The sequence below is a fragment of the Virgibacillus sp. NKC19-3 genome (assembly GCF_019837165.1).
Lineage (GTDB): Bacteria > Bacillota > Bacilli > Bacillales > Amphibacillaceae > Virgibacillus_L > Virgibacillus_L saliphilus.
Map to the genome: position 1 here is coordinate 3,982,514 of NZ_JAGYHC010000001.1, position 11,659 is coordinate 3,994,172.

The following is an 11,659-nucleotide window of genomic DNA, read 5'->3' on the forward strand; positions in this document are numbered from 1 at the left end:
GCGAAGCATATTTCCGGAGCTAGTTTAAATAATATCAATTCCAGAAATACTTTTACTTGTGTATAAAGTCCCGATGTGTTTCACCCATGCCATTTGAGGGTATGCATATTTATGTAGATCATTGCTGACAACTATAAATTTACCAAAGGAGTGTTACAGATGGATCAGGTTTTATTTGTGCAAACTGGTTCAGGCATTGACGTGCATGGGCAAAATATTACAAAAGCAGCTACCCGGGCGGTAGAGAATGCCATTTGGTATAACTCCATGCCTGGTATTGAGAAATTCCTTCCCGAGCAAAAACTCGAGAATATGAAAGTAATTGTCAAACTGGCACTTCCACTCGATCGCGAAAAGCTGGATACGGCAAAAATAAAAGAAGCCATTCCCTATGGTACGGTTGATGTTGAACTAACAGAAGGTGGAATGGCAACATCGAGCGGAATTATTTTAGAAGATAAAGATGATGAAAATGATTTGATGTATATCGTCAATGCGGCTGTTGAAGTTGGCTATTAAAAAATGAAGCCTCTAATGTAGAGAGGCTTCATTTATTATATTCCTTCCATTCAGTGTGCATTCATTTTTCTATAAGTTCTCGAAAAATAAGCGAATCACATCGGCGCCGCCAATGAATGTTCCCAGTGAACTTCCGATATTTGCTAAAAGGACGACTAGTAAAATCCGAGTTACCTTATTGTTCCAAAAACCCTTCACACTAAAGACATCCTCCGTCAGGTTTTCAAAGTCCCGGACATTCGGCCGTTTGATATAGGCCTGCATGAGTCCAGCAAACCACCCGGCTGCAATGAGTGGATTTAAAGAAGTGATCGGTGCGACGACAAACGCTGTAAGAATGGTGAGCGGATGTCCTAATGCAGCTATCGCTCCAATTGCTGAAAACGATCCATTCCAGATCACCCAGCTAAGGGACTGCTGGATACCCGCAGTTGGATTCGCATAAAATGTATATGCGATAATTGCCAGAATGATAATTGGAATAGACCAGGCAATGATTTTGGGTGCATTTGATTTTGGTGGAACGTGAGATAAACGCTTTAAATCATGATCGTTATGAATCTCCTGTTTAATGCCAGGTACGTGCGCAGCTCCAAGAATAGCTACAACCTTATTGCCCGGTGCTTCTTTGATTTTTTGGGATAAAAATTGATCCCGCTCATCGATAAGTGGTTTTTTTAGTCTTGGAAAACTTTCCGTGAATTCATGAAGCATCGCATTAAGCGTATCTTCTGACTTCATTTGCTCCAGGTCCGCTTCGGAAATCGACTCTTTACTAAAAATACCACCGACGACTTGCATAAGCAGCAACGCCTTTCCCTTTAGCCCAATATTGCGCCACACCCGGGAAAAAGTGGTTTGAATGTTTCTATCAGCCAGGACTAATTCTGCGTCTGTTTCTTTCGCTGATTCGATCCCTTGAATCATTTCCTGACCGGGATTAATGCCAAATTGCTTTGCCATACGATTTTGAAAGGACGATATAGCAAGGTTCATGAGCAGTAATGTAGCCTTCTTTTCCCGAATCACCTTAAAGATATCCATATCCTTCCATTTGTTTCCTTCCACAATGGAATTATATCGGCCCTGATCGAGTTCAATACAAACAGAATCCGGATTTTCAGCTTCAATAACTTCCTTCACCTGCTCCGCACTGGTTTTGGAAACATGCGCCGTCCCAATAAGTATTAATTCCTTACCATTCATATGTAATCGAGTAACATTTTCTTGACTCATGCCGTACCTTCCTAACAAATAAGAATTATTTTTATCCATTATACCATACGACTGACGCCTGTCACTCCATAGAACAATTTCAGTAGCCCCACCCGTATTTTGTCGATATTTGTCAAATAGAATAACGCTGGGGTGATTTTAGAATATTATTATTTTGAGCCTTTTTTGTGATATGATTAGCATACATATTAGCTGAAAGGTGGGGCGCCTTCATGAGTGTGATTGAAATTGATGAGGAACTTTACTTGAGAATGTTAAGTATAGAAGATGCAAAGGAGCTATTTCGACTAACCGATAATTCAAGAGATTATTTACGCGAATGGCTTTCCTGGGTGGATGCTACTAAAACGGTGGATGATTCCCGCGCTTTCATTGAACATACATTACAAACGTATAGAACAAAAAAAGGATGCACAGCTGGTATATTTTATCAGGGCGAACTCGTCGGTGCTGCTGGCTTTAACAGTTTTGATTGGCCAAATAAGATAGGATACATCGGTTATTGGCTCGCGGAAGGTTTCCAGGGAAAAGGGATCATGAGCCGCGTCTGCCACGCCCTGACGTCTTATGCTTTCCATGAACTGCGGCTAAATAAAGTGACCATCCGTGCCGCTTATGAAAATAAGAAAAGCAGAGCAATTCCCGAGCGACTTGGTTTTGTGCAAGAAGGGCAGATCCGTCAGGCAGAATGGTTGTATGATCATTACGTGGATCATGTTGTATACGGGATGCTTGCCCATGAGTGGGAATAGGTTGGGATTGATAAAAATTTACGACATCAGAATGCGTAATTGATTCTATGGAATACTATATTTAGATATGTTTGCACGCTTTTTGAAAGTGGAAGAATAAGATAAGAACATATCAATATAGGAGGTATCGCCATATGGATCCAAAGAATATGCAAACGGGGAGTACACCCCGCCAACATCAAGATAAGCAACCTGGTATCGAATCAAAAATGCAACCAAGGCCTCATCAGCCTACGACATATATAGGAACAGGTAAGTTACGTGGGAAGTCAGCACTTATCACCGGAGGCGACAGCGGGATCGGTCGTGCTGTCGCCATTCTGTATGCCAAAGAAGGAGCCAATGTCGCCATTTCGTATTTAGATGAGCATGAAGATGCCGAAGAAACGAAACAGCTGGTAGAGACTGAAGGAGCTAAATGCCTCCTGCTCCCAGGTGATATTAAAGAAGAATCCCATTGCCAGGACTTAGTAGAAAAAACAGTGAATGCATTTGGCAGTATTAATATTCTTGTCAACAATGCGGCAATTCAATACGTTCGTGATGATGTGCTTGAGATATCATCTGAGCAATTTGAGGAGGTTTTCCGAACGAATTTCTTTTCTCAATTCTATTTAACCAAAGCTGCTGTGAGACACATGCAGGCTGGCGATTCGATTATTAGCACTTCCTCGATTAATGCGTATCGGGGGAACCCCATCTTTATGGATTATTCCGCAACCAAAGGGGCAATCACTTCATTCACACGCAGTATTGCGCAAAGTCTTGCTAGTAAAGGGATTCGCGCCAATACAGTCGCCCCCGGCCCGGTGTGGACACCACTAATTCCGTCTTCCTTTGATGAAAATGGCGTTGAAAGTTTTGGACAAGACGCTCTAATGGGACGTCCGGGACAGCCGTCCGAACATGCATGGGCTTATGTTATGCTTGCTTCTGATGATTCATCTTACATGACCGGTCAAGCCATTCATATTAATGGTGGGTCATGGACTTCATCTTAATAAATAATAATGCAGCGTCGAGAACCCTATCGATTCTGCTTTTTTAATGTTATCCTTTCGATTTTTCATATTTCTAATGTAGAATGCCTTTAAATATGATAGAATATTATAAACTGTCTATAAAATATGGCAGATGACGGAGCAGGGAGGCGCGTTCAAGTGTCTGATGTTGTCCAAATGCAACATGTAACCAAGAAATTCGGGAAAACAACCGCGGTAAACAATGTTTCATTCGCTATTAAAAGCGGGCAAACTGTGGCTATTTTGGGTCCGAATGGTGCTGGAAAGACAACTACTATTTCTATATTGTTTGGATTAATGGAGCCGACAGAAGGGAAGGTTCACCTATTTCATAAAAATCCAAAGGAAAAGAAGGTCCGTGAAAGAATCGGAGCCATGCTGCAGGAAGTAAGCATTATTGATAGGCTAAAAGTTCATGAAATCATTGCACTTTTCCGAAGTTATTATCCTTCTCCTTTATCAATGGAAAAGCTCATTACGTTAACCGGTTTGAAAAACGCGGGATATGGGGACAGGTCCCTTGTCCCCATAATAATAGGAAAGGTTCAGGGTATTCACAAGCTTCTTTCCCATTTCCTGTATTAGGGCCTGCATTCGTTTTTTCTTATTCAAGCATCATTTTCCTAACCCTTTCTTGTTTCGAAAGACCAAATTGTAATATATTAACTAGATAATGATCCATACCATTGTATTCCTTCTCGATGGCATCAAACGCTTGTTGTAAATAAGCCTGATCAACGCCAAGCACTTTTTTGATTGCTTTCGTACTTTCGCTATTTAGATTATATTTTTGGAGATCTTGTAAAATATGTTTATTCGCTTCTTGACGAGATGTATTCGTTTGAAGATAGTCGTCCATAATCACCGGTCGATCCACATTTAGAATTGTTAATAAGAGGGCCGCCGCTATTCCCGTACGATCCTTCCCCGCAAAACAATGAAATAATACGGATCCTTCTTCCTGCTCCATGACTTTATGCAGGAAAAGCCGATAGCCTTCCTGGGCAATCGGATCAAGTACTAGCTGCTCATAAACGGAAATCATCCAACGATCGCCCTGTTCAATAGAGCCGACTTTCGAAAAGTTATCCTTGCCTATGGAATTCGTTCTTCCACTTTTTAAGACATCAATAGGAATGTATTCCACACCCTCTATTTCATCGTCTGGTTCCTTATCGATTTCGGATTGCTCTCGAAAATCAATGATTAATTTGAGATCGTGATCTTGAACGAGTTCCTTCTTGTCAGCATCACTCAGATTGACCAGCTGTCCGGCACGTAATAATTTATTCCTTTTTATCTTTTTCCCATCTTTCGTAGCAATTCCGCCAAGGTCTCTAAAGTTGACTAATGTTTCCATCTCTCCACCTCAAATCGTTATTATACAAACACCAACGCTTAGTACTATGGGGCCTCTTATTCTAAAGGGGTTCATAAAAGTAACTATGTTTATTTAAAGTGCCTTCTTCTCAAAAACATATGTTAGATTTATTATAACTTTAGTGATCAAGTTCCTACAAACTTATGACTTGAATCATTCACTATAATTATACGGAGGGACAAAGAATAACTAAAATTGGTATCATTACAGGCAGCACACGTGATGCACGAGTAATTTACAAGTTGCGGAATGGACGAAAACCCTTACATATAAAAAAGAGAGGAGTGCAAAATTTGAAATTATCGATATTAAAGAAAGGGGTCTTGGGCGTTTCAATGAAGAAATCTCACCACTTATGACAAATAAAGATTATGCAACAGAAGCAAACAATACGTGGTCCAAGAAAATTGACGAGCTCGATGGTTTCATTAATGTACATATACATATTGTTAGTTCCTTTTGTCCTATAAAAATTTTATATAACAAAAACTATTTATGGTATGATGAAATCAATTAACAAAAAATATGTGCGGGAGGTAATCACTATCACAGCAATATGCTTAATCAGACACGGCGAAACAGATTGGAACGCTGCAGGAAGGCTGCAAGGGGAAACGGATATTCCATTGAATAATACAGGGGTTCGTCAAGCCGAGGAATGTGCTGCTTCTTTGCGTCCTGCGGATTATGATGTACTTATCACAAGTCCGCTAAAACGGGCAAAACGTACAGCAGAAATCATAAACAATAAGTTAGATCTCCCGTTTGTGGAGATGGGAAACTTTAAAGAAAGGGCCTTTGGGGATGCAGAAGGAATGACGATGAAAGAAAGGTTGACAGCATATCCGGACAAAAACTTTCCGAACCGGGAAACAATGGATGCATTCACACAGAGAGTCATGGCAGGAATAGATACCATCACGAAAAACTACCCCGACCAAAGCGTCCTGCTTGTCGCTCACGGGGCAGTGATTAACCTTATTCTTACGATCGTATCAAATGGGAAAATCGGTGCTGATACCACGAAATTATTAAATGCCTGTATCAGTAACATTCATTATCAGGAGAATCAATGGAATGTGAAAAATTATAATCTGGTGGATCATTTGACGTAAAAATTATTCTGCTGTTTCTTCAAAAGAGATTTGGATAACTTCTTCCGTTTCATTATGAAATGTTATATCAATTAAAACACCATATTCCTTTGTCTCTTCTTTCAGCCATAACTTAAATTTTTGCGTCGTTTCATCTTCACTCGTGTGGCTGCCTACGTGCAAATAATCAATGATGTCAGCATCTGGGTATTCCGATTTGGTTTCTTCCATTGCAAGTCGGCTCCATTTGGCATATGGAGGATTTTCATCTTGAGCGCTTGCGGTATTTGGAGTATATAGTGGTGCTACAGAAAGGGACGTAAGTAATAACGTAATACTAAGAGCTAAGAATAATTTTCTCAACTTGGTCAACTCCTTTATATGTTTTATTATGTGATATTTCTAGAAAAAGTATAAGTATTATTTACATATTCCATACAAAGAGGCTGGGACAAAAGTGTTTTTAACAAATAAATTCCGAACAGACATCGCTTCGGAAATATACTTCGCGCACCTTAGGGCGGCTGGTGAGCCCCCTTGTGCTCGTCGTGTTGCAAGTGGCTTCGAGGGGCAGCACTCCTCGCAAAAAAGATTGCTATCGCACTACGGTGTCTCACCTATGCCTTTCCTCCCGCTGGAGTCTCCGCATATTTCCTACGCTAAGTTTGATAATGTTCGTCTTTTTTATTAAACACTTTTGTTTTGTCCCAGCCTCAACATTTCCCGGGAAATATCGACAAAATTTGAATCCGATACGTCAATTATTTCTCAGCCTGCTCATACAATTCATCAAAATGGTTAGCCATTTCCATGTCCAGGTCTGTTAACCCTTTGGCCTGCCATGATGAGATTTTCAACGTTACTACTTTATAGTCGATAGAAATGAATGGGTGATGATGCTTGCTTTCTGCATATGCGGCAACTTGATCTACGAAGCCCACGCCAGCTAGATAATTTTTAAATCGATACCTGCATTCGATCCACTTTTCATCAAGTCGTTTCCAGTTCGGGAGATTTTTCAATTCCTTTACGATTTGTTCTTCACTTAAGCGCTCCATTGCATCCACTCCTTTAATCACCAGTTTAACAAATAGTAGATAAAAACGATAAATGCCAAACTTATACACAGGTTATCCACATATTTTTGCGGATAACCTGTGTATAAGACAAAAAAGGATACCCTTCATTACCGCATCTGCACTCGGTGCAAATGCGCAAATATCCCGTCACGCGCCAGCAGTTCCTCATGACTTCCTTCTTCTTCAATGCCGTCCTTGGTCACAACCATAATACGATCTGCATTTTTAATCGTTGCAAGACGGTGTGCAATGACAAGTGTTGTCCGATCTTTAGCAAGTTCATTCAGAGCCTTTTGAATAATGGTTTCTGTTTCTGTGTCGAGAGCAGATGTTGCCTCATCCAGAATCAGGATTGGCGGATTCTTCAAGAACATGCGTGCAATGGCAATCCTTTGTTTCTGGCCGCCTGAGAGTTTCAAACCACGCTCTCCCACTTGCGTCCCGTAGCCGGCAGGTAATTCGGCAATGAACTCTTCCATATGTGCTTGGCGCGCTGCCTGCTTAATTTCCTCATCTGTCGCATCCAGTTTCCCATAAGCAATATTGTCACGGAGCGTGCCTGTGAAAAGGAACACATCCTGCTGCACAACGCCAATTTGCGCGCGGAGTGACTCCTTCGTCATATCACGCAAATCCATGCCATCAATGGTAATACTACCACCATCGACATCGTAAAACCGCGGAATTAGAGAGCATATCGTCGTTTTTCCTGCGCCGGATGGACCGACAAACGCGATCGTTTCACCTGCATGGATGTTAAAGCTGAGGGAATCTAGTACCGGTGACTGCGTTCTTTCATAAGCAAAGGTGACTTCACTAAATTCGATATCTCCTCGCAAACTCCTAACTTCAATTGCATTTTCGTGATTTTTGATATCCGGTTCCGAATCCAATAAATCAACAAAACGCTTAAAGCCGGCCATTCCTTTTGGATACAACTCCAGTAGGGCTGTGATTTTTTGAATAGGATTAAATAATACGTTTACATATAAGACAAAGCTAACCATTTCCCCATAGGAAAGCGAGCCATTAAAGACTAACCACGCGCCGATAACCAAGACGAGTAATGTGATCAAGCGCATGAGCATGTATATGTTGGAGTTCACGAATGCCATCACTTTATAGGCACCGAGTTTAGCCTTTCGAAAACTACGGTTATCCCTTGTAAAACGCTCCATTTCAAATTCTTCATTCGTAAAAGACTGAACAACACGCACGCCAGCTACAGCATCTTCTACACGTGCATTCACCCCAGCAATATCCTCATACATCTTGCCCCATGCTTTGTTCATCTGAATGTTACTGTATGCAATCAGGAAAATCAAAATCGGCACGGCAATTAAAATAATCAAAGCCAGTATCGGATTGATGAAGAACATAATGATAAATGCACCTATAAATGTCATAGCAGCAATAAAAAAATCCTCCGGTCCGTGATGTGCCAGCTCCCCAATATCAAATAAGTCATTGGTTATTCGACTCATGATATGTCCTGTCTTCGTATTATCAAAAAAACGAAACGACTGGCGCTGCACATGATGAAACAGATCATGCCGCATATCTGTTTCAATGTTTATTCCAAGCTTATGGCCTAAATAGGTCACGATATACTGCAGAAAAGTACTAATTAAATAGACCAGTAACAGCAAAATACTTACCGTCACGATGAGATTCCAATTCTCCCCAGGTAATAGTTCATCAATAAACCATTGCACTGCAACCGGGAATGCAAGCTCAAAAATCGCTACAATAACTGCAGCGGTAAAATCTATCATAAACAAACGCTTGTGTGGCTTGTAATAAGAGAAAAAACGACGTATCACGCGTGCACTTCCTTTTCTGGGTCAACACCAAAACCTATGGCTGAAATATATGAGAAAATATGATAACCACAAACAGTAGCGAAGGAAAAACACGGATACTCCTGTGGGAAAGCGCAGAGTGAAGACCCCACAGAAAAAAGTGTATTTCTTTTTTCTACCACAGGCATAAGTGCGACTATGCTTCTGTCTGCGCCTGACGGCTTGCCAATCAGCAAGTCTTCTTTAAAGGAGGCTGAGCTCAAGCCCACGGAAAGCGCAGCGTTTTTCCGCAGCGGCCGCCGACGTCAATATGAAATCTATTTCGTCAACCATAGATTTTGGTGAAGATCCCCTTTTCTTTTCATCTAAAGAAAATTATAAGTCGAACACCTAGGTTTGGCAACAAAATTGCGATATTTTTTTATAAGGTTGTCAAGGTTGTCTCTCTCCTCGCATATACATTTAACAAAAGGCCGATCTGGAGGTGATCTCCCATGCAAAAGAATATGAATGTAATCAGATGGATTTGTTATGCAGTCGGTTACGTGTTTATAACATCCGGTATTTTAAAATTAATTGTCCCTGATTTAAAAAATCTGTTTATCAGCCTTGGGCTTCCCTTTCCTGAAACAACTCTATTTCTTGTAGCGATAACCGAAATTACGTGCGGCATGCTTATTGTTGGAAGGATGTATGTCAAATACGCCGTCGCTCCTCTCATTCTAATCATACTCGCGGCGCTCTTTCTAACAAAAATTCCAGTTATGCAAACAGATGGATTTTTATCCTTTGCCTTTGATGCCAGGCTCGACATTGTCATGTTGATCCTCCTGATACTCATTTTGCAACATGTTCGTGGAAGAGCCGTATCATAAAACATAAACACAGGTACTTGTTAATAATAGGGTGGATAAGTGGGGAAACTTGTGTAAAACCCCACTTATCCACAAAATTATACACATATGCACAAATGTTCTTGGTTATTTTGTATAGAAATTTACGTTCTATACCATATCTAGTTTTTTATCTACATATTTGTGCACAGGCTGTGTATAAAATTCCCTGCTTGTCCAGAACAAAAGCGAAAAGCGCCTGGTTAAAAACGTAGAGACCCCCGCGTTGCAACTGAGATTAGATGAACGTGACTTGTCGCCAATGAATGGCGAAAGTCTACGTGAATCTTATGCTTGGAAAGCGAAAAGGAATCATGCCCCTGCATCAGGGGAGCCGTGCGTTGGCCGGCAAGGCCGTTCTTAGTCGGCCTTCCTTTGTCAAGTGAACCGATGATGACTTTCGCCACAGGCATAAGTGCGACTATGGCTCTGCCTGCGCCTGTCGGCTTGTCAGTCGCCAAGTCTTCTTTATCGTAGGGAGCTCTCGTGTTATCTCCTCGTTTTTGGCGCTTGTAGCTGGACGTAGTCATTAATCAATAATACGTTATGCCCAAGCAAATAATTTTATAATTTCCTGGGCAACAAAAAAGCTACCTCCTCTCCTGAGAAGATAGCTCATGCACCTTATTGGGAATCAAGCTCGATTGTAGCCTCCGCCTGTTCACCATCTCGGTAATACGTCACAACAACTTCATCACCGATTTCCTTTTCCTGATATAAGATTTTTCGTAAATCAATCATATTCATCACCGGTTCGCCGTCAAGCTGTGTGATAACATCCAGCTGTTGCATCCCTACCTCATCAGCTGGAGATAGTGGATCGACACTCCACACGTAGACACCGCCATCAATGTCTTGGGGAAGGTTTAACGTTTGATCCCATTCCGATTGTGGAACTTCATCAAGCGAATAAATTTCCACCCCTAAATAGGGCCTTGTTACTTCACCAGTTTCTTCTAGCTCTTGGATCGTTGGCATCGCACTGTCAATGGGTATGGCAAATCCAATCCCCTCCACAGCAGCCTGATTTATTTTCATGGAATTAATGCCAATAAGCTGTCCGGAAATATTAATCAATGCACCACCACTATTTCCCGGATTGATGGCAGCATCGGTTTGAATGACTTCCGCTTGCCAGTCAGGGCGTCCATCTTGGTTAAAGTCCTGTGGAATTGTTCGTTGCGTTCCACTGATAACTCCCTGTGTAACCGAACTGGAAAACATCATGCCTAACGGATTACCAATCGCAATTGCCGGTTCACCGACCTTTATATTTTCCGAAGTGCCAATGTCAATAACTCCTTCCACTTCTGAACCATCCATGCGCAAGACGGCTAAATCTGAAAACAAATCTCCGCCAAGTATTTCTGCATCCACACGTGTTTCGTCGGCTAAAACAACCTCAACCGTATCCGCACCTTCAACAACATGCTGATTGGTCACAACGAACGCAGTACCGTCGTCAACTTTATAAATAACACCGGACCCCGTACCTGCTTCATTACTTTCTTCCTGAGATCCCCAAAAGTCCTCCTGACGTTGAATATTAAGGACACCAACAACTGCTGGCGTTACTTCTTCCACAACATCCGTTATTTGTGTGGAAACATCAACATTTACATTGGTATTTACATTATTGCCATCACCATCATACGCATCATTGTTGTTTGTTTCCTCTTGCGCTGTCCATTGATCTGGTAAGAGATCCGAACCTGGTAGGGCAGGCAACGCTACCGTCACTAATAAAACGCCAATAATAATACCCAGCATACCAGGAACGAGCCAACCACGTCGCCTTTTGCGTTTGCGATGTGGGTTTGGCGGGTAATTCTGATTGTAGTATCCCATTTAACTATCCCCTTATCTTGATATATCGTATAA

The 11,659-nt window shown here is 41.5% G+C and carries 12 protein-coding genes; 6 read left to right on the top strand and 6 right to left on the bottom strand.

The annotated features are described in order from the left end of the window. The first annotated feature begins 159 nt into the window (after positions 1 to 159). Entirely contained in the window at positions 160 to 519 is a 360-nt protein-coding gene (locus KFZ56_RS19035; protein ID WP_222643793.1) for a Lin0512 family protein, read from the top strand. Positions 520 to 588: 69 nt separating this feature from the next. Here KFZ56_RS19035 and KFZ56_RS19040 read toward each other — a convergent pair whose 3' ends face one another. Next, entirely contained in the window at positions 589 to 1,755 is a 1,167-nt protein-coding gene (locus KFZ56_RS19040; protein WP_222643794.1) for a TraB/GumN family protein, read from the bottom strand. Between the two features lie 212 nt (positions 1,756 to 1,967). Here KFZ56_RS19040 and KFZ56_RS19045 point away from each other — a divergent pair, with 212 nt between their 5' ends. The 3 genes from KFZ56_RS19045 (at position 1,968) to KFZ56_RS19055 (ending at position 4,114) form a co-directional block, all read left to right on the top strand. Further along, a complete protein-coding gene (locus KFZ56_RS19045) occupies positions 1,968 to 2,507 on the top strand; it encodes a GNAT family N-acetyltransferase (RefSeq protein ID WP_222643795.1) in 540 nt (179 codons plus the stop codon). 134 nt (positions 2,508 to 2,641) lie between these two features. Next, entirely contained in the window at positions 2,642 to 3,508 is an 867-nt protein-coding gene (locus KFZ56_RS19050) for an SDR family oxidoreductase (RefSeq protein ID WP_222643796.1), read from the top strand. 159 nt (positions 3,509 to 3,667) lie between these two features. After that, positions 3,668 to 4,114 (top strand): ATP-binding cassette domain-containing protein, encoded by a 447-nt coding sequence (locus KFZ56_RS19055; protein WP_222643797.1) that lies wholly within the window; start codon positions 3,668 to 3,670, stop codon positions 4,112 to 4,114. Between the two features lie 19 nt (positions 4,115 to 4,133). Here the strand turns inward: KFZ56_RS19055 and KFZ56_RS19060 are convergent, their stop codons facing one another. Beyond that, positions 4,134 to 4,889, bottom strand: coding sequence for a tyrosine-protein phosphatase (locus tag KFZ56_RS19060; RefSeq protein ID WP_222643798.1), 756 nt, complete (start codon positions 4,887 to 4,889; stop codon positions 4,134 to 4,136). A 566-nt stretch (positions 4,890 to 5,455) separates the two neighbouring features. Here KFZ56_RS19060 and KFZ56_RS19065 point away from each other — a divergent pair. Continuing rightward, the gene (locus KFZ56_RS19065; RefSeq protein WP_222644063.1) at positions 5,456 to 6,025 is read left to right on the top strand and encodes a histidine phosphatase family protein; all 570 of its coding nucleotides are present in this window, start codon (positions 5,456 to 5,458) and stop codon (positions 6,023 to 6,025) included. A gap of 3 nt (positions 6,026 to 6,028) precedes the next feature. On the opposite strand, the gene KFZ56_RS19070 is transcribed toward KFZ56_RS19065, so the two are convergent. The 3 genes from KFZ56_RS19070 to KFZ56_RS19080 form a co-directional block, all read right to left on the bottom strand. Further along, positions 6,029 to 6,367: a DUF3889 domain-containing protein gene (locus KFZ56_RS19070; protein WP_222643799.1), complete on the bottom strand. Its 339-nt coding sequence runs from the start codon at positions 6,365 to 6,367 to the stop codon at positions 6,029 to 6,031. A 398-nt stretch (positions 6,368 to 6,765) separates the two neighbouring features. Beyond that, a complete protein-coding gene (locus tag KFZ56_RS19075; protein WP_222643800.1) occupies positions 6,766 to 7,062 on the bottom strand; it encodes a 4a-hydroxytetrahydrobiopterin dehydratase in 297 nt (98 codons plus the stop codon). A gap of 128 nt (positions 7,063 to 7,190) precedes the next feature. Continuing rightward, positions 7,191 to 8,906, bottom strand: coding sequence for an ABC transporter ATP-binding protein (locus KFZ56_RS19080; RefSeq protein ID WP_222643801.1), 1,716 nt, complete (start codon positions 8,904 to 8,906; stop codon positions 7,191 to 7,193). Positions 8,907 to 9,379: 473 nt separating this feature from the next. On the opposite strand from KFZ56_RS19080, the gene KFZ56_RS19085 reads away from it, so the two are divergent. Continuing rightward, positions 9,380 to 9,760, top strand: a complete 381-nt coding sequence (locus KFZ56_RS19085; RefSeq protein WP_222643802.1) for a DoxX family protein — start codon at positions 9,380 to 9,382, stop codon at positions 9,758 to 9,760. A gap of 642 nt (positions 9,761 to 10,402) precedes the next feature. Here KFZ56_RS19085 and KFZ56_RS19090 read toward each other — a convergent pair. Continuing rightward, positions 10,403 to 11,626, bottom strand: a complete 1,224-nt coding sequence (locus KFZ56_RS19090) for a S1C family serine protease (protein ID WP_222643803.1) — start codon at positions 11,624 to 11,626, stop codon at positions 10,403 to 10,405. Positions 11,627 to 11,659 lie beyond the last annotated feature (33 nt).

Excerpts from the sequence above, each read along its gene's own strand:
- KFZ56_RS19035 (WP_222643793.1), top strand. The coding sequence starts at position 160 with ATGGATCAGGTTTTATTTGTGCAAACTGGTTCAGGCATTGACGTGCAT.
- KFZ56_RS19040 (WP_222643794.1), bottom strand. The coding sequence starts at position 1,755 with ATGAGTCAAGAAAATGTTACTCGATTACATATGAATGGTAAGGAATTA.
- KFZ56_RS19045 (WP_222643795.1), top strand. The coding sequence starts at position 1,968 with ATGAGTGTGATTGAAATTGATGAGGAACTTTACTTGAGAATGTTAAGT.
- KFZ56_RS19050 (WP_222643796.1), top strand. The coding sequence starts at position 2,642 with ATGGATCCAAAGAATATGCAAACGGGGAGTACACCCCGCCAACATCAA.
- KFZ56_RS19060 (WP_222643798.1), bottom strand. The coding sequence starts at position 4,889 with ATGGAAACATTAGTCAACTTTAGAGACCTTGGCGGAATTGCTACGAAA.
- KFZ56_RS19075 (WP_222643800.1), bottom strand. The coding sequence starts at position 7,062 with ATGGAGCGCTTAAGTGAAGAACAAATCGTAAAGGAATTGAAAAATCTC.
- KFZ56_RS19085 (WP_222643802.1), top strand. The coding sequence starts at position 9,380 with ATGCAAAAGAATATGAATGTAATCAGATGGATTTGTTATGCAGTCGGT.
- KFZ56_RS19090 (WP_222643803.1), bottom strand. The coding sequence starts at position 11,626 with ATGGGATACTACAATCAGAATTACCCGCCAAACCCACATCGCAAACGC.